Source organism: Arenibacter nanhaiticus, from assembly GCF_900141935.1.
Taxonomy (GTDB): domain Bacteria; phylum Bacteroidota; class Bacteroidia; order Flavobacteriales; family Flavobacteriaceae; genus Arenibacter; species Arenibacter nanhaiticus.
Genome location: NZ_FQYX01000007.1, coordinates 110,879 through 133,226, shown reverse-complemented (window position 1 = coordinate 133,226; position 22,348 = coordinate 110,879). Strand labels below are relative to the sequence as shown.

Here is a 22,348-nt window from a genome sequence, read left to right as displayed (position 1 = left end):
TTATTTCTGATTCAAATCTCAAGGCATCGTAGGTGAACCTCTCGATTCATACGGCTCTTGTCATACAGTCGGTATGGTCTAAATAGGTAGACCTGTTGGCATCCCAATTCCCAATGATAGAATAGATTTGGATATGACTTTATAATAAACCTAAGCCATTTTACGGCTTTGACCTTGCTTCCTTTGAAGCTTTTATACTTGTTCAATAGCCATCTGATCATACGATTGTGCAGATAATAGAATACTGGATGCAAGCGCCTACAGCTTATCTTTCCGTAATACTAGACCCAACCACGAATCTTTAGGTTTAGCAAATTTGCCAAATCTTGTATCCCGCGTTGGGTTTTGTTGTGGAAAGATTAAACGTTGAGAGGAAAGATGCTTCAAGATATTTTAAAAAAATGGAAGAAATTGGAATATTAACTTCTCAAAAAATTGGAAGAGAAAATGTATAGGTAGATACAAAATTGATTGAAATATTAAAAAAAGCACTAAGTACAATAATTAAGAAGTATTTGGCCCGCCGATAGGCCAGGGCTGAATATTTTGTTGACGGATCCCTTGTCCTTCTATAGCTATAATTTTTAATTGGAAGTAGCGTCTGATAGTCTGGGGAATTACTTATAAATAATTAAGGAGGGGGTATATAAAAGTGGTACAGTGTTTTTCTGCTTATATTTACCTCTTATGAGTTCTATATACGAACTTTCCCAACAAAGAGAATGCATTAACTAGCTGAATAACACATGAATAAAACACTTATATTATTATTAATAGTTCTGACTTCAAATTTAACCGAAGCACAGTTTATTAAAGAAAAATCAATAAATGCCCAAATCGGATATGGAATTAGTGTGCCATACAACAGTGTTGACGAAATAGCTGATAATGGTTTTTTTGCACAAGGGGAACTAGTTCTGAAAGCTGCTTCTTGGGTTGAATTTAGACCGTATGCAGGCTTCATTTTGACAAGCTCAAATGGAAAAGACCTAAATGACAATCCGACTGATGAAAAAGCGGAATCAAAAGCCTTTTTACTTGGTGGAAAAATAAGAGTGCGTGCGCCTATTCCTTTGGTGGCACCATACGCAGAAATTGGAATAGGAACTTCAATTGGAAAATTTGAAACATTGACAGCATTTAATGATATTGACAAAAGCGGAATTATTTATCATATACCTTTTTCATTTGGACTTGAATTGGGGAAAAACAATAATGTCGATTTAGGATTTGCTTATTATTTTCAACCGTCAGTTGAACAGTATACTGGAGCATTTGCAGTTGGAATTACACTTCCCTTGAACAACAAAAAATAACCTGTTATAATAACTAAGACTTCATATGGTCGGTAGGGCCAAATATATAGGGATTGTTCACAGAACCGAGACCGGTTTTCAGTACTATGGGGATTCCTCTTTAGTTGCGAAGTTTTATGGATTCCTCCAAGATTCTTGAATTTTTAAAAAAAGGAAATTAAGGAGGATTCCTATGCAGATCTGTTTTACTTTGAATAATATTAGTCTATTTTTATAATAAATATAGATCTCAATGAATACTAAAGACCAATTCATAAAGCATATAGAAGAAGGATATAGCACCAAAGGCGACTTTATCACAATGGGGTCGGCAATATTAAATGAGGAAACCATCACCAATGCCTTTGTAAAAATTCCTTTAAAAACCCTTAACAGGCACGGACTTATTGCGGGAGCTACCGGTACGGGCAAAACCAAAACCCTACAGGTAATTGCCGAAAATTTATCCGAGAAGGGGATTCCTGTTTTGTTGATGGATTTAAAAGGCGATCTCAGCGGCTTGGCACAACCGAGTCCCGGACACGCCAAGATTGAGGAACGGCATGCCAAAATTGGACTACCTTTTACCGCAAAAAGTTTTCCCGTAGAAATACTCTCGCTCTCGGAACAAGAAGGTGTAAAACTACGAGCGACGGTATCTGAATTTGGCCCCATATTGCTATCCCGAATTTTAAATCTTTCGGTAACCCAGGAGGGTATTGTAGCGGTCGTTTTTAAATATTGCGACGACAACCATTTGCCCTTATTGGATTTAAAAGATTTTAAAAAGGTACTGCAATACGCTACCGGAGAGGGCAAAAAAGAATTTACCGATAGCTACGGGCGTATTTCTACCAGTTCTACTGGGACTATTCTAAGAAAAATTATAGAATTGGAACAGCAAGGCGCCGAACTCTTCTTTGGCGAAAAGTCCTTTGATGTTGAAGATTTAACCCGTATAGACGAAAATGGTATGGGCATTATCAATATTCTTAGGCTCACCGACATACAAGACAGGCCCAAACTATTCTCTACCTTTATGCTAAGCCTATTGGCAGAAATCTATGCTACTTTTCCGGAACAGGGAGATAGCGACAGACCAGAGTTGGTGCTCTTTATAGATGAGGCCCATTTAATTTTTAAAGAAGCCTCCAAAGCGTTATTAGACCAAATAGAGAGTATTGTAAAACTAATACGCTCTAAAGGCATTGGACTCTATTTTGTTACCCAAAACCCTACCGATGTTCCTGATGCCGTACTGTCGCAATTGGGATTAAAGGTACAGCATGCCTTAAGAGCTTTTACGGCCAAAGACCGAAAAGCGATAAAATTAACTGCCGAAAACTACCCTATTTCCGAATACTACGACACCAAGGAGGTCTTAACATCCCTAGGTATCGGGGAGGCCCTAATTTCGGCCTTGGACGAGAAAGGAAGGCCCACCCCCTTGGCAGCAACCATGCTAAGGGCCCCTATGAGCCGTATGGATGTATTGACCGACCAAGAACTGAAAGCTGTTATAGACCGCTCTAAACTAGTTTCTAAATACAATGAAACTATAGATCGCGAAAGTGCCTATGAAATCTTGAATGAAAAAATAGATAGGGCCGAAAAAATGGCCGAAAAGGAAAAAGACAGCCCAAGTCGAAAAACCACAAGCAGAAGAACCAGTACGAGACAAAATCCGATTATTAAAGTGCTGACCAGCGCCACATTTATTAGAGGTGTATTGGGCGTATTGAAAAAAGTAATGCGGTAATTTATTACTTTAGCCCACAATAGAAATGAAACAACCAACAGTATAACAATTTTACCTACTTAACAAATGACAAAAATTATAACCTTCTCCTTGGTTTTGGCCTCCTTATTATTTATTCAATGTACTTCTGATAAGGATAAATTTCTAATTGCCAAGGACCATGTAGGCAGGCTTAACAAATTCTCCATTGTAGACGAATTTGACAATATTTACGCTTCGGATTCTATCGTTAAGGATACCATTTTTACCAATATTGGGGTACGCACCCAAAAAATCCAAGTGTATGAAAAGGGTGGCAAACATTTACTCTCTATTACTCCCACTACCGATAGTATCCAAAAGGTTGATATTGTCCGCATTTTTGACCCGCGTTTTAAAACCGAACAAGGGGTAGGCCTCAACAGTACTTTTAAGGATATTAGGGACAAGCACGAGATTAAAAAAATAGTGACTTCTATGAATAATATTGTTGTTTTCCTAAAAGATTCTGACGCGTATTTTACCATAGAGAAAAAGGAACTTCCTGCCAATTTACAGTATAGCAATACTAGTATCGAAGCAGTCCAAATTCCAGACAATGCCAAAATAAAATATATCATGGTTGGATGGGAATAATCGTTTCCCATCCAATTACAAGGTGTATTGTAAGGACTAAAGATGAAACGTTATATCAACAAATTATTGCCACTGGCTTATGGGGGCTACTTTAATGTACTCGCTCAATTTTCGGAGAAAACAGCGGCCCAAAAAGCGTTCGATTTATTCAGCACTCCCAGAAAAGGAAGGGTACTGCCCAGTCAGGCCGATTTTTTAAATAGGGCCCTTAGCGACAAAATATACGTAAACAAGCTAGGAGTACAAACCTACCACTGGCAAGGCTCCAAGGAGACCGTCTTATTACTGCACGGTTGGGAGAGCAATGCCTTTCGGTGGCGCCTGCTTATCGAAAAACTCCAAGAGAAAGATTACAACATCATCGCTTTTGATGCCCCCGGCCATGGGTATTCGGAAGGCAATAAAATGAATGTGCTCACCTATTCCAAGAGCGCCCAGCAACTGATCGATCTTTTTAATCCATCGTATATGATCGGTCATTCTATGGGCGGACTCACCACCATCTACAACCAATACCTACACCCGCACTCGTCCATTGAAAAAATAGTATCCCTGGGGGCACCTGCAGAACTCTCAGAGCTGATGGAACATTACCAAAACCTATTGCGATTTAACGACAAGGTTCTAACGGGGCTGGACAACTACTTTTTTGACAATTTTAATATTAGGATCCACGATTTCTCCACTTCCAAATACGCGGCTACCTTTACCAAGCCCGGATTGATCATACATGATGAACACGACACCATTGCGCCTTTCAGCGCTTCGGAACGACTTCATAAAAGTTGGAAAAACAGCACCCTGATCAAAACTACAGGCTTGGGACATTCCCTGCACCAAGAGCATGTAAACCAACAGATCCTAGAATTTTTAAAAGTTTAGACTTTTACCGTTTTATAGAGGATTTATTTTAAAAAATAAAGTATTTTTAATAAGAATACGGCCTCTTTCGGAGCCCTATTTTGATTTTCTAATGTACCCTTAAAAACACCTAATCTATGGCTGCTTTAACTCCTTTTCATATTGCGATACCTGTCCATAATCTGGCAGAATGCCGTCGCTTTTATAGAGATATTCTTAATTGTAAAGAAGGCAGGAGCAGTGAGCATTGGGTCGATTTCAATTTGTTTGGCCATCAATTGGTCATTCATTATAAGCCCAAGAGCCAAGACCAACCCTTATATGCCAACCCTGTCGATGGAAAGGAGGTACCAGTTCCTCATTATGGTGTAGTATTGCCATGGGATACTTTCGAAACTTTTTCACAATCGCTAAAAAGTAAAGGGGTCGCATTTGTAATAGCCCCTTATATTCGCTTTCAAGGAGAAGTTGGAGAACAGGCCACCATGTTTTTTTTGGACCCAGCAGGAAATGCCCTCGAATTCAAGGCCTTTAAAGATATGGGACAGTTATTTGCAAAATAACTGCCCTTTTCTTATTTATTATCCTTACATATTTTTCATAAAGGCCATATTATGGGCCATACTTTCAAAGGGAGTACTACTGTATTCTTCTTGTTCTATAAATATATATTGTAATCCCGAAGCTTTTTTATGGCGCAACATTTTAGGGATATCCAAGCCTCCCTTTCCAAATTCGGTACTTTCTTTTTTGGTCATATCCATATCCTTAAGGTGCCATAACGGAAAGCGGCCTTCGTATCTTTCAAAATAATCTATCGGATCTTTACCGGCTACCACGACCCATCCTAGATCTAATTCCATATACACCAAATCGGGCTGCGTATTATCTAGCAGTAGGTCGTACAATACCTTTCCCTTATGGGTATCAAATTCGTAGTCGTGGTTATGGTACCCAAATTTCAGGTTGCGTTTTTTACACTCTTCCCCGGCCTTATTAAAAGCTTCTGCCACTCTTTTATAATTGGAAATAGTTTGGCCTTTAAAGGGCAGGGAAGAACAAAGCAAGTACTCTTGTCCAGATTCCGCTGCCTCGTCCATGGATTGCTGCCATTGGTCGTCTAAGGCCACATGGCCGCTTCTTAGGGTCAGCCCAAGGTCTTCACAGACCTTCTTCATTTCCTTGGGCTGTAAGCCGTAATAGCGTCCGTTATGGCTCAAGGCCGTTTCTATCTGTTTGATCCCTAAGGCCGCTATTTTTTTTAATGTTCCAACGGCATCGGCGGCCATCTCATTTCTAAAGGTATACAATTGAACCCCTAAGTTATTTTCCTGATTATTGGGCAACATGGTAAAAGAAGGCAATAAAACAGTACCTGCCGCTAGCAGGCCCGTTTGGATTAAAAAATCTTTTCGTGTGGTCATTGGCTGTTATTTTATGATACTTTATAGGTTATTGGGACCAAGAGGTAGGCACCCGGTCCCATCGATGTCCTTTTAATTCCCGATACAGTTCGGCAGGCAATCCCTTTCCGTCGCTCAATGCAGTATTCATTAAAACATTGCGTTGTTTCCGCATCCCTGGGATAATGGTACTCACCGATGTATTCATGGTTATAAACCTAAGGGCCATTTCGGCCATCGTCATCCCTTCTGGGACTAGGGGCCTCAACAAATCGGCTTTTTCGGCACTGGAGATTAAATTTTCGGGAACAAAATAACTCCCTCGCCAATCTCCTTCTGCAAAGGTAGTTTCTTTGGTGATCGCTCCTGTCAAGGTACCTTCATCGAACGGAACACGGGCTATTATAGCAATATCCAGGGCTTCACACAAGGGAAAAAGGGCATCTTCTGGCGCCTGATCAAAAATATTGTATATGACCTGAACCGCATCGAAGTGCCCCGTTTTTAGGGCCTTGATGCCATTTTCGGGCTCCCAGCGGTTTACACTGAGTCCCATGGCCGCTATTTTACCTGCTGCCCTTAGGTCTTCTATAGCCCTTTGCCACTCTTCCCTATCTGACCAACTATCGTCCCAGGTGTGAAATTGCATAAGATCTATTTGTTCTACGCCCAAGTTCTTAAGAGTCTTTTCTGTATACTCCTTTACATGTACGGTAGGATAAGAGTCCTCAAAACGATATTCGGGTTTTGCGGGCCATTGAAAGTTTTTTGCCGGAATTTTACTGGCCGCATATAATTTTTTGTGAGGGTATCTTTTAAGCAAGTCCCCTAATAAGCTTTCGCTATGTCCATGCCCATATGCCCATGCCGTATCAAAAAAATTCACGCCATTTTCTACCGCCAAATCCAAGGAATTCGCAGACAAAAGGTCGTCCGACTTTGTCCAACTTCCCATTCCCCACATTCCATATCCAATCTCTCCGATCTTCCATTGGGTTCTTCCAAATATTCTTTGCTTCATCTTTATTTACAACGGTTTTTTATGGCTCCCTCCTTTTGTTATGAGCATATCGAAGGCTATGATGCCTTTAGTACCTCAGTTCTTAAATGTAGGAAATAATCTTTAGTTTCTATTGGCCAGTAGGAGTAATTATAGCGCCAAGCAAGGACCATAGGTAAAAGAAAAAATTACAGTGATGCATTGATTCATTTTTGAGACCAGTTTTCGGTCGTGCTTATTTGAAACCGTCTGACTAAAACATTGTTCGGTTGCCCTATGCTGCCGTTATTCCGCGTTAGGGACCGCGGCGGCATCCCCGCAGCGCAGCAAGGGATATAGCCAAGGGCCCGCCCGCCGAAGGAGGGAACGCCCAAAGCAGTATGACAGGGGAAACAACCAATTTAAATGGCGTAGCCCTACGCACTACACCCCCTATACCTCCTATGCCATAAAACCGAAAAAAGCCCCCAAAAGGGAGCTTTTAAAATATTGTCATTACGGACGGGCTTATGGACAAAAACGTCTATAAGCTGCTTTTACTGCAATCCAGGGATAGCCACTACTTCGTTGACATCTGCATCATAATCCACTCCAGGCACTTTAAAGCCGAATAAATTAAAGAAATCAGTATCGTAGCCTTTTAAATCGCCTATCTCTGGCAAAGTTTCGGTAGTTGCCTCTTCCCATAATTCGGCTACTTTGGCCTGAACATCATCGCGCATTTCCCAATCGTCAATACGGATTCTTCCCTGCTCATCGGTAGCGATAGTATCTGCGTATAAACGATCGCTAAACAAACGCTGGATCTGCTCTATACAACCTTCATGAATCCCCATTTCTTTCATCACCTTATAAAGCAACGAAATGTACAAAGGAATCACAGGAATGGCAGAACTGGCCTGGGTAACCAACGCTTTGTTTACAGAAACATATGCCTTACCGTTAACGTCTTTAAGGGTATCGGTGATATCGAATGCCGTCGCTTCTAAATGGTCCTTGGCACGACCAATGGTACCTTTTCTATAGACAGCTTCCGTCAATGATGGCCCTATATAAGAATAGGCTACCGTATTGAAATCTGGCGCCAACAAACCTTCTGCTTTTAAGGCATCGATCCACATTTTCCAATCTTCCCCGCCCATTACGGCCACGGTATTCTCTATATCGTCGCCTTCTGCAGGAGCTATACTAACCTCTGTTACTTTTCCTGTATGGAAATCGACTGTTTTATTTTGAAAAGTATCGCCTATAGGCTTTAGTACCGATTTATACTTCACCCCTGTATCTGGATGTGTTCTTACCGGAGAGGCCAAGCTATAGATCACTAAATCTACCTGTCCTAGATCTTCTTTTATTAAGTCTAGGGTCTGTCTTTTAATTTCATTTGAAAAAGCATCTCCGTTGATACTTTTAGCATATAGTCCTTCTTTATGGGCCTGCGTTTCAAAAGCGGCTGTGTTGTACCATCCTGGAGACGCTGGTCTACCTTCTGATGGTGGTTTTTCAAAATACACACCAATTGTTGACGCATTGGCACCAAAAGCGCTTGTTATCCTTGATGCCAAACCAAATCCGGTAGAAGCGCCAATAACCAACACTTTTTTAGGACCGTCTATAGCTCCTTTAGATTTTATATAGTCAATTTGATTGATTACATTCTGCTCACACCCTTTAGGATGAGCGGTTAAACAAATAAATCCACGTGTTCTAGGCTCTATTATCATCTTGTAATTTTCTGTTTTTGGCCCTGTACCATCCTAGGAGTTGCTACAAGTACCCATTATATTTTTTGCTACCAAATATCGAAGATATATAAAAGTTTTAAAAGAGAAAGTGACCGTTGCTAAAATTGCGTTATAAAAAATTTAGGAAACGCCCTATAAACATCTATATACCAACTCTTTTAAGAACGAAATCCCCTAACAAAAAGTTTGCTTTTAGGGATAATACTTCTTTATTTTTTTCTTTCTAATTCCTCTTTAATACGCTTCTAAACAATGGTACTTTCCTTGTTTTAATCGGTAGGACAAAACCGGAAAATAACCCTGCAAGCCTTACCGTTGTGGTTCCCTTCTCCCCTTTACCTGATTCCAGCACCATTGTTTTCTAATTTTTGCCCTAGGGCGACCTTTAGAATTAGGCATAAAAAAAGCCCCATTTAAAACGGGGCTTTCGTTTTTATTTTTTACTTCTGTGACGTTCTCTTGCCAACAAGGTATTTTTTAAGAGCATGGCAATCGTCATTGGCCCTACCCCACCAGGTACCGGGGTTATAAAAGAGGCTTTTTTACTGACGTTTTCAAAATCGACATCTCCAGTAATATAATATCCTTTTTCTTTAGTTTCATCTGGAACACGGGTAATACCAACATCGATAATTACAGCGCCGTCTTTCACCATTTCTGCCTTTAAAAAGTTAGGCACTCCCAAGGCAGAGATAACGATATCTGCTTGTGATATGATCTGGGTGATATTTTTTGTATGGCTATGGGTTAAGGTTACCGTAGAGTTTCCTGGCCATCCTTTTCTTCCCATTAGAATACTCATTGGTCTACCAACGATATGGCTTCTACCAATTACGACGGTGTGTTTCCCTTGAGTTTCTACTTTATAGCGTTCTAACAATTCCAAAATTCCGAATGGCGTTGCTGGGATAAAAGTACTCATATCCAGGGCCATTTTACCAAAATTGGTAGGATGAAATCCGTCTACATCCTTATCTGGATCTATGGCCAAAAGAACGCGTTGCTCGTTAATTTGCTCTGGCAATGGCAATTGTACGATAAAACCATCGATATCAGCATCTTGGTTCAGTTCTTCGATCTTCTTCAACAATTCCTGTTCGGAAGTGGTACTTGGCAATTGCACCAAGGTAGATTCGAAGCCTATTTGCTGGCAAGACCTTACTTTACTCCCCACATAGGTAAGGCTAGCTCCGTCGCTTCCGACTATAACAGCAGCCAAATGCGGTACTTTTTCGCCACGGTCGCGCATTTTAGCCACCTCAGCGGCAATTTCCGTTTTAATCTGATTTGATACTTTTTTACCGTCTAGTAATTCCATTTCTATCTATATTCTATTCCCTAATATACTCCCTACTTATACTTGTTGCAAAGGCTTATTTCATCCCTTTCATTGCCCCCATCATCTGCATCATTTTTTTGCCGCCACCGCCTTGCATCATTTTCATCATCTTGCTCATTTGGTCGAATTGTTTCAGCAATTGGTTGATTTCCTGAATGGTTCTACCGCTACCTTTGGCAATACGTTTTTTTCTACTGGCATTTAATTTTGTAGGATTAGCTCTTTCATCTGGCGTCATGGAATAGATAATGGCTTCTATATGTTTAAAAGCATCATCTTCGATATCCAAGCCTTTTAGTGCTTTTCCGGCACCAGGAATCATCCCCATAAGATCTTTAAGACTACCCATTTTTTTAATCTGCTGAATCTGACTTAAGAAGTCATCAAAACCAAATTTATTTTTGGCAATCTTCTTTTGTATTTTACGGGCTTCTTCTTCATCGAACTGCTCTTGGGCACGTTCTACCAAAGAAACAACATCTCCCATGCCCAAAATTCGATCGGCCATACGCGAAGGGTAGAACACGTCAATGGCATCCATTTTTTCACCGGTACCGATAAATTTAATCGGTTTATTTACGACCGATTTAATAGATATCGCTGCTCCACCACGGGTATCCCCATCTAATTTTGTTAGGATGACCCCATCAAAATTAAGGACATCGTTAAAGGCTTTTGCTGTATTTACGGCATCTTGCCCCGTCATAGAATCTACTACGAACAAGGTTTCTTGCGGCTCGATTGCCTTATGGATATTGGCAATCTCGTTCATCATTTGTTCATCCACGGCCAAACGACCCGCGGTATCTATGATCACCACATTAAAGCCATTAGCTTTTGCATGGGCAATACCTGCCTTGGAAATCGCTACCGGATCGGTATTTCCCCTATCCGAGAAAACCTCTACTCCGATTTGCTCACCTACCACATGCAACTGATCGATTGCTGCAGGACGATAGACATCACAAGCTACCAATAAGGCTTTTTTAGATTTTTTAGTTTGAAGGAAATTGGCCAACTTCCCTGAAAAGGTGGTCTTACCAGAACCTTGAAGCCCCGACATTAAGATTATAGAAGGCGCCCCTGATAGATTGATGCCTTCGACATCACCTCCCATTAATTGGGTAAGCTCGTCCTTGACCAGTTTTACCATTAATTGGCCCGGCTGCAACGAGGTAAGTACGTCTTGGCCTAAAGCCTTCTCCTTTACCGTATTGGTAAACTCCTTGGCTATTTTAAAGTTAACATCCGCATCTAATAATGCCCTACGAACCTCTTTCAAGGTCTCGGCCACATTTATTTCGGTGATTTGCCCATGCCCTTTTAGAACATGTAGTGCCTTATCTAACTTTTCACTTAAATTATCGAACATAGTCTTACTTTATTATCAGGAATGTGCAAATTTAAGAATAAGTACGGGAAGTGTGAACTTTGAGATCGAAAATATAAATGTAAAAAGGGCAACTTCTATAAGAAATTGCCCTTTTAATTGAATTTGGGGGAAATTTATTCTTTTTCGAAGACTAAAATATCATCCAAACCATTTTTCAATTCTATTCTGGAGTCACTTACCACTGTAATACTCCAACGGTCCGATAAATTCCTTAAGGAAACATCCAATCCAAAATTTAGGTAACATTTCAATTCTCCGTCACTATTTCTAATCACTCGCCATAAGCCACTTACCCCAGAAACCCCACTATTGGTAGTTCTTACCAACGCATTGGCGGCAAAGGAAAATCCAAAGTTTGCATAGGCGGCCGTTTTATCTATCCCATCGTCCTTATACTGGGCTACCATCCAACTCCCGTCCTTTAAGATATCGCGAATCTCCATCACATCGTCGTCGTCCTCATCGTTATTACAATTTCTTTCCAAGATGAGTTCAAAATCGCCTACCTCAAATTTCAATCGCTTGTCTCTAAGATCGGACAACGGCCAAGAGAAATTTACGCCGGGCTCTTGCCCCATAGTTATGTCCATGATTAAGCGTCCCTGTGCATTGGAAGTAATAGCCCAAGTTCCTTCGGAAGTGTTTGTACCATTGCTTAAGGTAACGGCCCCTTCGGCCATAAATTTAAACTCGTACCCTAAAAGCCTGTCTATTTCTTCCCCATCCTTTTTCACTTTCCTAATGATCCAACTACATTCCTTCAATACTTCTCTAAGGGTATCGGGCTTGTTGTCTACAATATCGCAGGCGTTTCTCATAATAATCTTATTCCCCTCCCCAGAGAACAATTTTATTTTTCCATCTTCCAAATCGTATACAAACCACTCTAGGGTAAAATCTGTCAGCACCTCAAACTCCAGCTTCAATAAAACGCTATGATTACCTACTTTGGTAGTCCATGTCCCCATTAAATTGTTGCCTAGCCTATCTTTCACTACTACGCTACCATCTGGTTTAAAGTTCATTACATACTCAAAATACTGATCTGTTTGGTTTTGACCATCTCTTTTAATTTCTTTGATCAGCCATGGACATTTTACCAGGTATTCTTCTAATTCCTCTTGAGAAAAATCGTCATCGTTATAATCGTCATCATCATCCTCGTCACATGCATCTTTCGCCATTTCTATCGCATCGGCAAGTTCAGCATTGTTAGCAACATTTATTTCAGTGCCATCGTACAAGGTTAAAGCCAATGGAAAATCGAAACTGATCATGGAGTTGTCATTTAACCCCTTAAAAAAACGTCTCAATTGCAGATCGTTTTGTACCGTAACCGAATTGGTTTTTTGGAGGTTAATATTAAAAGAATACACTGTAAGTGGGTATGAAAAGTCTATACATTCAATATCATCATCGTCTCCGCCTTCGATACATTTATTTGCTTGTTCTCGTAGTTCTTGCTGATTATTGATCGTTATTTCGCTATAATCTGCCATGGTAATGGTTACCGGAAACACAATTTCCAAAATATCGTTATCGTCTTCTAGTTCGTCCAAGATTCTCTCGATCAATTTTAAATCGGCCTTAGCATTTACTTTAATGTCCAACCCATTTACATTCACCACATAGGGGAAATTAAGGGCAAAACAACTTGCCTTATCTACAATATTATCATAGGAACCATCCTTTGACGAAACGTTTTGGATTAATTTGGCGGTATTGGAAGTTGCCAAAATTGCTTCCTGATTTTCTCCTTGCGGCGAATCTTCAAATTCTTCTTGGCACGAATTAAGACTCAGTCCCAACAATAGCAGGCCCGAGTAGACTAAAAATGACATCAGCTTTTTCATAACGATTTGAATTTTATTATTTATCTATAACTAAAACAACTCAGTAAAAATAAACCCTACCCAATATTATGTTTATTTTTAAAATATCTTTGATAAAAAACCAACAATAGATTGAAAGCTACTAAAAATGATCACGTGTGTGAGGATGAAGTCTATGCCTCCATCTTTAAGACCCATTCCAAAACCGTTTATAATTACATCTATTATAAGTTTGGCAATGAAGAAAAAGCCTATGACGCCGTTCAGGAAGCCTTCGTAAAGCTTTGGGAGAACTGCTCCAAAGTTGCCCCCGAAAAGGCAAAGTCTTTTGTATACAATGTTGCCAATAATTTATATTTAAATGTGATTAAGGCAGAAAAAGTACGGCTAAAATATGCCGAATATGCCGCTCCTATAGAACATGAAGCTCCAGATTTTATTTTGGAGGAGCAAGAATTCAAGGAAAAACTAGATCGCGCATTACAAAATTTACCAGAGCTCCAACGCACCACCTTTTTACTCAATAGGATTGACGGTAAAAAATATGCCGAAATTGCGGAAATGGAAGGTGTAAGTATAAAGGCCATTGAAAAAAGAATGCATTTGGCGCTAAAAACCCTTAGAGAGAATATCGATGGTATATAAAATGATTCTCTTGTAAAAAAATACTTGAATTTATCTTAAAACTATAAAATCTAAAATAATAACAACGGCAAGGTAGGGTTTTGCCCTATTCAGTTGTTATACTGATATAAAGCTAAAAACCATGCAAGAAAATTACTTAGCAAAATGGCTCAACAACGAACTTTCTGAGGAAGAGGTCATCAAATTTAAGGCAACTAAGGAGTATGCCACCTATCAAAAGATAGTAGAGACCACTAAAGGTCTTAGTGCCCCTAAATTTGATATGGATAAGGCTTGGAACGATCTTAAAAAAGCAAAAACGGTGGCGGTGCCAGAGGAGGGGTCCAAGGTTATTTCCCTAAATCCGTTAAAAAAATACTTGAGAATTGCCGCTGTAGTAGCATTAATGGTGAGCGTTGCTCTTTTTTATAACAACTCCTTAGACGAAAGAATAAGTACCCAATATGCCGAACGGGCCGAGGTAGTTTTACCGGACGCTTCTGAAGTAGTGCTGAATGCGGAATCTAAAATTAGGTATAGCAAAGAAAAATGGGCAGAAAAAAGATCTCTTTCCCTAAGTGGCGAGGCATATTTTAAGGTAGCCAAAGGAAAGCGTTTTTCCGTTAACACCCCCGATGGAACCGTAGCTGTCTTGGGAACCCAATTTAATGTAGAAAGTAGAAAAGGCTATTTTGAGGTAAGTTGTTACGAAGGCTTGGTCAGTGTAACCTATAGGGATAAAGAAATAAAACTGCCGGCCGGCAACTCCTTTTTAGTGATCGATGGGGAAATTACCCCTACCCAACACCCTTCTACCACCGAACCGGCATGGCTCAGCAATGAAAGTACTTTTAAAAGTATTCCTTTAAGATTTGTTTTTGAGGAGTTCCAAAGACAGTACAATGTTAAGGTAAGCACTAAAAACATTGATGAATCGCAATTATTTAGCGGTAGTTTTAGCAACCAAGATATAGAATTGGCCCTGCAGAGTATTAGTGTTCCTTCCCAAATAAAGTTTAAATTTGAAGGAAACAAAGTACTATTTTATGCTAAAGCCCCCTAAATACAGTAGTCTTTATTTTTTGTGTTTACTGCTCTTTCTCTCCATGGTCGGAAGGGCGCAAGAAATACAAAAAAACACTATTGGGCTTATTCCATACATCCAGCAATTAGAGAAAGATTTTAATATTAAATTCTCTTATGTCGATGAGGACCTTGCTTCGCTAAGCATTCGTATTGATCCGGAAAAAGTATCCTTGGAGGCCATTTTAGAAGGGATCCGTAATGAGACCCAACTACAAATCAAGAAACTCAATGATCGATACTACACCCTATCGAAGCGTAATCTGGTCACTATTTGCGCCTTTCTAGTAGATATCAGTGATAACAATCCGCTTATCAATGCTACGGTAGAAGTGATGGGCAGTAGCATTCGCAGGATCAGCGATTTTGAGGGACAGTTTACCCTTCATGAAATCCCTAGAGAGGCCAATATAGCCATCAGGCACCTTGGCTACAAGACCATTTATATAAAGGCCCAGGACTATGTTTCCCAACGTCCTTGCCGTTCTGTAACAATGAGTCCTAACATCCAAGAACTCAACGAGGTCATAGTGTACAACTATCTTACAGAAGGACTTAGCAAACAAAAAGATGCTAGCATCAGTTTAAACACTGAAGAATTTGGCATCTTGCCTGGACTTATAGAACCCGATGTATTACAGACCATTCAGGCCCTGCCCGGCATAAAGAGTGTAGACGAGACTGTCTCCGACATCAATATCAGAGGAGGTACCAATGACCAAAACCTTGTTCTTTGGGACGGTATTAAAATGTATCAAACCGGACATTTTTTTGGGTTGATTTCTGCCTTTAATCCTTATTTGACCGAAAAAGTAACCATTATAAAAAATGGTACAAGTGTAGAATACGGCGACGGTGTCAGCAGTGTCATCGCCATGGAATCTAAAAATAAGGTCAATAAAACGTTTGAAGGGGGAGCCGGATTTAATTTGCTCAGTGGTGATATCTTTGCACACATTCCTATTGCCAACAAGCTTTCTGCACAATTTTCGGCAAGAAGATCTACCACCGATTTTGTCAAGACCCCTACTTACAACCGTTTTTTTGACAAGGTTTTCCAAGACAGTGAAGTCAAGGAAAACAACGGTACTTCAGAAGATCAAGACATTGTGAGGAACGAAGAATTTTACTTTTACGATTTTACGGGAAAAATACTTTATGACATCAATGAAAAACAAAAAATAAGGCTCAATTTTATTACCCTTGACAACAATTTACAATATTCCGAAAAATCCAATACTAGCGAAAGTAAGAGTCTTTTAGACCAGACCAACCTATCTTTTGGGGGAAGCCTAGATAGCCAATGGACGCCTGGACTAGGCAGCTCATTAGCTGTTTTTTATACCCGCTACAACCTAGATGCCCAAAACACCTCCTCGGAATCCCAACAGTTATTCCAAAATAACCTCGTTTTAGAAACCGGTATTAAATTAAACACCCATTACCAGCTATGGCAAAACCTGAATTGGTTAAACGGCTACCAATTTAACGAAGTAGGTATCACTAACACGGCAAATGTTACCCAACCTCCTTTTAATAGCAATATTAAAGGGGTAATCCGCACCCATGCCCTATTTTCCGAATTGGCCTACCAGAGCGACAATAGAAAATTAGTCGCCCGTGCAGGAGCGCGTTTAAATTATATAGAAAACCTCAACACCTTTACCAAATTTATTTTAGAGCCCCGATTAAATATCAATGTTTTATTAGCGCCCTTTTTCAGAGCCGATATTTTGGGAGAATACAAGAGTCAGACTACGAACCAAATCATAGATTTGGAACAGAATTTCTTAGGAATAGAAAAACGTCGTTGGATACTCTCGGACGAAAAATACTTGCCTATCACCAAAAGCAAACAAGCGTCCTTTGGCCTTAATTACGATAGAAGAAGCTTGTACATAGGAATTGAAGCTTTCTATAAAGAGGTAACCGGTATTAGCACGGCAACACAAGGCTTCCAAAACGAAGACCAATTCAATGGAGAAATAGGCAGCTATGACGTAAAGGGAATAGAGTTCTTAATCAACAAAAAAACGAATAAATACAGTACTTGGTTCAGTTATTCCTTTAATGACAATACCTATACCTTTAAGGATATAAGCCCCAACAAATTCCCGAACAATCTAGACATAAGGCACACCATTACTTTTGCTGGAACCTATACCTATAAAAAATTTAAATTTGGTTTAGGCGCCAATTACCACACGGGAAAGCCATATACAAAACCGCAACAAAAGGATAACATTATAGACTTGGGTATTTTTCCCAACAAAATTAATTACGAATCCCCCAACAGCAGTAGGCTACCAGATTACCTGCGAATAGACAGTTCTTTTGTTTACGGCTTCACGCTCGGGAAAGGCATTAAATCTTCCATGGGCATCTCGGTATTGAATCTGTTGAACAGACGGAATCTTTTAAATACCTATTACCGGATCAATGAGAACGATGAGATTGAAACTGTAGAAAGGATTTCGCTGGGGATCACCCCAAATGTTAGTTTTAGGTTGAAGTTTTAAAAGAATATAGTAATGCTTATAAAAACCAGATAACATCTATTTAAAATAAAAAGTCGGAAGCTTTGCGATATTGCCATCCAAAACTTCCGACTTCAAAAAAGACAGTTTTAAGTACTACTTACTTAGGTCTTTGATTCTTATATTACGGAAGGCTAATTCCGATCCATGTCCCAAAAATGCAATATGACCTTTGCTTCTCAACAAACCTGGATGATCTTTCTTATCTAAAGTACCGTTTTTAGTAGCTTCCTTAATATTACCATCAAGAATAACTTTTCCGTTCAGGGTAATTTTAATCTGATCGTCCTTTACAATAACCTCTTGGCTGTTCCATTCTCCTACCGGATTAAGCGCCCCTCTTTTAGCGGCCATTATACCGTACACAGATCCGTGATATTGGTGATCGTCCAAATTGGCATAAATCTGGGCAGTATTATCCAAGATCTGCAATTCTTTCCCCATATAGGCAACATCACCTTCTAAAGGAGCATGAATTCCCAATCCGTTATTGGCACCGGGAGTTAGTTTAAAATCGAATCTAAAAACAAAATCAGAATATTCCTCTGCCGTGTACAAATTACCGTGTCCACCTTGTTTTGGCTTCACCAACAACTCATTGTTTTCTACGATATAATCTGTTTTATTCCCTATCCAATGATCAAGATCTTTTCCTCCTAATAAGGATTTGAAACCCTCCTTCTTTTCGGCTTGCGTCAATTGGTCGTCACCAGAGCTAATTTCTCTAACGTATATATTCCTAAATCCTAGATCTTCACCATGTGCCTGAAGTTCTATAGCTTCCTTAGCGAAAATTGCCTGTGTACGATCCCAATAGTTATCCATAACCACGTTATCGGTTACCAATACTCCGTTTAAATGAACGGTTACCCTATCGCCTACCATTTTAATACGGAAGGTATTCCATTCATTAACCGGGTTATCGGCTACTTGCAAAGGTTTACTTTCGTGTTTTTGGTTATTGTACAATCCACCGGATCCTACCTGAGCACCTACTTCTACCAAAGCGACGTCCCAAATTTGAACTTGGGGAGTACCTCTTAGATAAATACCGCTATCCCCTCCATTGGTAATCTTCCAATCGACCAACATTTCAAAATCGCCGTAATCTTTTACAGTACATATGTTATTATATCCTTCTCCTTTAAAGCCAATAACGCCGTCTTTTATATACCAATCTTCCATCATTTGTGCATTGGCCTTAGCCTGTTCCCTTGCCAATTTAGAAGCGGACATTTTAGAACGTGCTATTGGGTTTGCTACCAATCCTTCCCAGCCTGTAAAATCCTTTCCATTGAAAATAGAGACAAACCCTTTATCGTTTGGCATCTTATCCAAAAACTCTTTAACATCAATCTTTATATATTGGCTGTCCGGACCAGTAAGGTTGTCGACACTTCTGGAAACGATATCCCTAACAACATCGCCACTCAAACCATTTTTAACACCTGGTGTTGGCAGCGCTATAGCTATCGCTGCATTTGAAGCGGTAGTCAACAATTCCTGGTCGTCCAAATACTCTGAAACGAACACCAAAGAAAGGAAGGTCTTTATGTTTTGTGCTGCCATAAGCACTTGCTTCTTCTCCTGTACATTTGTAGCTTCTGGCATTATTTTACGCACCAAAAGTAATTTTTGATCATCTGGGTAATTAGACCTTACCACCTTGGTCAGGTAGTTTCCAAACGCCTTTTTACGGATTTCATTGTCTGATCCATTTTTTGCAGTTTCGAACAAATAAGGGATAGCATCGTTGTTTTTCCAATTCGTCAAGGCTTTTAAGGCCAATGCCTTTTCATTTTTATTTCCTGTAGAAAGTCGATCCGAAACCATCTTTAAGGCTTCCTCTGAACTCAAAGCCGCTAAAATTGGCAATAACTTAGATTTATCTTCTGCACTTTCATAAGTTGAAAGGATTTTTCCTGAAAAATCGCTATCACTTCCATTAAGCACGTTTAGGATAGCCCTTTGGTTGTTTTCTATGTATTCTTCCTTTTCCGTTTTCCCTAAAAGGACCATTAAATCGGACAAGTTATTTCCTGTAGCTATCGACGGTAATGCCTTGTAAATAGCGGCATCTACCTTATCACTTCCTTTGTTGACAAGTCCCAAAAGAGCATCGAATTGATTATTTGCGTTACGAGCAGCCAAAACATTTACTAGAACTACTTTTGCATCTTCGGCAACCTTGTTCAATTGAAAAGCCAATAACTCATTATCCTTGGCATCTACAACTCTTAAAAAGGTTCCTTCAAGGGCAGAAAATTCCTCACTAGTCGAAGCTTTTCGTAAGCTTTTGAACAACTCTGGCAAGGCCTTTACTTTATCTTGATATGCCAAGGCTTTTATCCCTGCCACTCTAACATTGGAATGCTTATCATTTAAGGCTTTTAAAATTACCTTTTCAAAAACCACGGCATCTTCCCTTGTTTGCAACATTCTAATAACCAGTGGTTTGATATCGGCACTAGATTTCTTGTACAATTTGGTCCATTTGGCCACTTCCGCATACCCAAGTTGGTCAGAAGCCGCATCCAATACTGCTCCAACATACTTGCTATCCTTGTTTTTAGCCTCCTTCAATAAGGTTTTAGTTATTCCCTTGCCATCGTTTGCAGCTAGTATATGAACCCCAGCTGATCTAAAATGCAATTGTTCTTCGTCCTTGCAGTTCTTCAACAAAGCATTGGCTATCGTTGTACTAAGCGCCTTATTGCCTTCTTCTTGCAACCTATTCCCATAATGGATAAAGGCCAAAACACTATTGGTATCATCCAAGTTATAATTAGAATTTTCAACAGCATTCGCCAATACCTCATAAGAACTTACCCCAGCAATATTGGCCAAGGCCATTATGGCTTTTTGCTGTACCGTTTTTGATGACGAAGCAGCCAATTCCTTAAGTACGGTTTCACCTGCAGCATATTTTAATTCTCCTAAAGCATCTACCAAGGAGGCTTGTTTATGGCTATCGGCACCTTTTACGGCATTTAAGATTGCTGCAGCGGCTTCATTGGTCCCAATAGAGGTTAGGGCAGCTAGTGCAGGATGAAACAAGGCTTCTTGGGATAGGTAGTTTTTTAAGGCAACAATACTAGCATTGGTACCACAAAACATCAGGCGATCGATCAAAAAGGTCTTTACCTCTTCGTTTGAAGCTTTTTCCAAAGCCTTTAATATGGCCTTTTCTACAACACCTTCTTTAATTATAGCCTGGGTTCCTCCACTGTACACCGCTACACTCTGCATGGCGTAACGAGCCTTGGTGTCATCACCGCTTCCTAAGGGTATTAACATATCAGAAAATTTAAGTACCCCATCGGTACCCAAATCAATGATTTCTTGCATCAATCGATCAGAATGTTCCAAATCTTCTGTCGGCAATTGTGCTAATATATCGGCTACCTTAGTATCCAACGTTCTATTGTCCTGGGCATTCATGGCAAAGGCGCCTATAAATAGCAAAAGCACAGATAGCTTTTTATATAGTGTATTCATTTTTAGTATTCTTTAATTTTAATTAATAAGCCCAAGAGGCCCTCATTGGTTGATCTATTAATCTGTTTGCCTCTTCATCGTTGATGAATTCTTGCTTAACAGGGTCAAATTCTAACGTTCTTCCTAAACGAAGTGCAATAATCCCCATATTCACCACAGTTGCGGAACGGTGGCCGTTTTCTTCATTAAGAGCAAATTTTTGACGGGTTTTTACAGATTCCGAGAACAAGGTAATTTGTTCTTCCGGATCTGGCATACTATCGATCAGTCCTTCTATATTAGGGATAGTCGATTTAAATCCGTTGTATATTTTTCCATTGGGACCTTCGATATAGGCCGCGTCCTTATCCTTATTTTCTCCGTCTAAAATTATCTGACACCCATCAGCATAGGTATAGGTAATTTTTCTCCATGTACCAATAGCGTCATAATGTTGTTGTGGCGCATCGACCTCAACCTTTACAGGACTGGTATTGTCTTTTCCCAAGAAATACTGGACAGGGTCTATATAGTGCTGTCCCATATCACCTAATCCACCCCCATCATAATCCCAATAACCTCTAAAGGTACCGTGTACTCTATGTGGGTTATAAGGTTTTTCCGGTGCTGGCCCTAGCCACATATTATAGTCTAATTGTGCCGGAACTGGCTGAGGGGTCAAGTTTTCTTTCCCTACCCAGTAAAACTTCCAGTTAAACCCAGTAACCCCACTAATGGTTACTTTCAACGGCCAACCCAAGGCACCGCTATCGACCACTTTTTTAAGTTTCTTAACTGGGGTTCCCATTCCGTAAAAATTATCTTTAAAACGGAACCAAGTATTTAAACGGAACATTTTTCCATGCAATGCCATGGCCTCGACTACCTTTTTACCTTCCCCTATGGTTCTGGTCATCGGTTTTTCACACCATACGTCTTTTCCTGCCTCTGCGGCCATAATAGACATAAGCCCGTGCCAATGCGGAGGAGTTGCAATATGAACTATATCAATATCGGGTCTTTGTAAGACCTCACGAAAATCTCTGTATCCGGTTACCCCACTACCTACTTTCTTAAGGGTATTGGCCAAATGGTTTCCATCGGCATCACAAATAGCCAACAACCTTGTTCCTTCATATGTCAGGTGACCCTGCCCCATTCCACCAACACCAATTACAGCCTTGGTCAATTGATCACTAGGAGGAATAAAATTCGTGCCCCCCATAACATGTCTTGGAATAATGCTGATTCCTGCAGCTGCCACTAACGATTTTCTTACGAAATCCCTACGGCCAGTTGAATTTTTCTTCATTAAAATATATTCTATGGTATTATTAAATAATTTGATGTATTTCTTAACAAAGAAAGATGGTAATGCGTAAAAA

The 22,348-nt window shown here is 39.9% G+C and carries 17 protein-coding genes; 9 read left to right on the top strand and 8 right to left on the bottom strand.

The window, feature by feature from the left end:
- Nucleotides 1-350: 350 nt before the first annotated feature.
- The 6 genes from BUA16_RS19195 to BUA16_RS06615 all read left to right on the top strand — a co-directional run bounded on the left by BUA16_RS19195 (nt 351) and on the right by BUA16_RS06615 (nt 5,093).
- Nucleotides 351-455, top strand: coding sequence for a hypothetical protein (locus tag BUA16_RS19195; protein WP_394333068.1), 105 nt, complete (start codon nt 351-353; stop codon nt 453-455).
- 291 nt (nt 456-746) lie between these two features.
- Complete coding sequence (locus BUA16_RS06635; protein WP_072763967.1) at nt 747-1,316, top strand: hypothetical protein; 570 nt, start codon at nt 747-749, stop codon at nt 1,314-1,316.
- Between the two features lie 232 nt (nt 1,317-1,548).
- Nucleotides 1,549-3,054 (top strand): helicase HerA-like domain-containing protein, encoded by a 1,506-nt coding sequence (locus BUA16_RS06630; protein ID WP_072763966.1) that lies wholly within the window; start codon nt 1,549-1,551, stop codon nt 3,052-3,054.
- Nucleotides 3,055-3,120: 66 nt separating this feature from the next.
- Nucleotides 3,121-3,669 carry a hypothetical protein gene (locus BUA16_RS06625; RefSeq protein ID WP_072763965.1) on the top strand — a complete coding sequence of 183 codons (549 nt, stop codon included), beginning with the start codon at nt 3,121-3,123 and terminating at the stop codon, nt 3,667-3,669.
- Between the two features lie 42 nt (nt 3,670-3,711).
- Nucleotides 3,712-4,551, top strand: coding sequence for an alpha/beta fold hydrolase (locus BUA16_RS06620; RefSeq protein ID WP_072763964.1), 840 nt, complete (start codon nt 3,712-3,714; stop codon nt 4,549-4,551).
- A gap of 116 nt (nt 4,552-4,667) precedes the next feature.
- Nucleotides 4,668-5,093 (top strand): VOC family protein, encoded by a 426-nt coding sequence (locus tag BUA16_RS06615; protein ID WP_072763963.1) that lies wholly within the window; start codon nt 4,668-4,670, stop codon nt 5,091-5,093.
- Nucleotides 5,094-5,117: 24 nt separating this feature from the next.
- Here BUA16_RS06615 and BUA16_RS06610 read toward each other — a convergent pair whose 3' ends face one another.
- The 6 genes from BUA16_RS06610 to BUA16_RS06585 form a co-directional block, all read right to left on the bottom strand.
- The gene (locus BUA16_RS06610) at nt 5,118-5,954 is read right to left on the bottom strand and encodes a sugar phosphate isomerase/epimerase family protein (protein WP_072763962.1); all 837 of its coding nucleotides are present in this window, start codon (nt 5,952-5,954) and stop codon (nt 5,118-5,120) included.
- A 28-nt stretch (nt 5,955-5,982) separates the two neighbouring features.
- The gene (locus BUA16_RS06605) at nt 5,983-6,954 is read right to left on the bottom strand and encodes an aldo/keto reductase (RefSeq protein ID WP_072763961.1); all 972 of its coding nucleotides are present in this window, start codon (nt 6,952-6,954) and stop codon (nt 5,983-5,985) included.
- A gap of 515 nt (nt 6,955-7,469) precedes the next feature.
- Nucleotides 7,470-8,657, bottom strand: coding sequence for an enoyl-ACP reductase FabV (gene fabV / locus BUA16_RS06600; RefSeq protein WP_072763960.1), 1,188 nt, complete (start codon nt 8,655-8,657; stop codon nt 7,470-7,472).
- Nucleotides 8,658-9,111: 454 nt separating this feature from the next.
- Nucleotides 9,112-9,996, bottom strand: coding sequence for a bifunctional 5,10-methylenetetrahydrofolate dehydrogenase/5,10-methenyltetrahydrofolate cyclohydrolase (locus BUA16_RS06595; protein ID WP_072763959.1), 885 nt, complete (start codon nt 9,994-9,996; stop codon nt 9,112-9,114).
- A 55-nt stretch (nt 9,997-10,051) separates the two neighbouring features.
- Nucleotides 10,052-11,389 carry a signal recognition particle protein gene (gene ffh, locus BUA16_RS06590; RefSeq protein ID WP_072763958.1) on the bottom strand — a complete coding sequence of 446 codons (1,338 nt, stop codon included), beginning with the start codon at nt 11,387-11,389 and terminating at the stop codon, nt 10,052-10,054.
- Between the two features lie 134 nt (nt 11,390-11,523).
- On the bottom strand, nt 11,524-13,263 hold the full coding sequence (locus tag BUA16_RS06585) for a hypothetical protein (protein ID WP_072763957.1): 1,740 nt from the start codon (nt 13,261-13,263) through the stop codon (nt 11,524-11,526).
- Nucleotides 13,264-13,374: 111 nt separating this feature from the next.
- Between BUA16_RS06585 and BUA16_RS06580 the strand changes: the two genes are divergently transcribed.
- From BUA16_RS06580 to BUA16_RS06570, 3 genes are all read left to right on the top strand, one after another.
- Nucleotides 13,375-13,887, top strand: a complete 513-nt coding sequence (locus tag BUA16_RS06580) for an RNA polymerase sigma factor (protein ID WP_072763956.1) — start codon at nt 13,375-13,377, stop codon at nt 13,885-13,887.
- Between the two features lie 121 nt (nt 13,888-14,008).
- Nucleotides 14,009-14,929: a FecR family protein gene (locus BUA16_RS06575; protein ID WP_072763955.1), complete on the top strand. Its 921-nt coding sequence runs from the start codon at nt 14,009-14,011 to the stop codon at nt 14,927-14,929.
- A complete protein-coding gene (locus BUA16_RS06570) occupies nt 14,889-17,468 on the top strand; it encodes a TonB-dependent receptor (protein WP_245795527.1) in 2,580 nt (859 codons plus the stop codon). Before BUA16_RS06575 ends, BUA16_RS06570 begins: the two co-directional genes overlap by 41 nt.
- Nucleotides 17,469-17,582: 114 nt before the next feature.
- Here the strand turns inward: BUA16_RS06570 and BUA16_RS06565 are convergent, their stop codons facing one another.
- Nucleotides 17,583-20,984 (bottom strand): DUF1080 domain-containing protein, encoded by a 3,402-nt coding sequence (locus tag BUA16_RS06565; RefSeq protein ID WP_072763953.1) that lies wholly within the window; start codon nt 20,982-20,984, stop codon nt 17,583-17,585.
- A 22-nt stretch (nt 20,985-21,006) separates the two neighbouring features.
- Nucleotides 21,007-22,275 carry a Gfo/Idh/MocA family oxidoreductase gene (locus tag BUA16_RS06560; protein ID WP_072763952.1) on the bottom strand — a complete coding sequence of 423 codons (1,269 nt, stop codon included), beginning with the start codon at nt 22,273-22,275 and terminating at the stop codon, nt 21,007-21,009.
- Between the last annotated feature and the right edge of the window lie 73 nt (nt 22,276-22,348).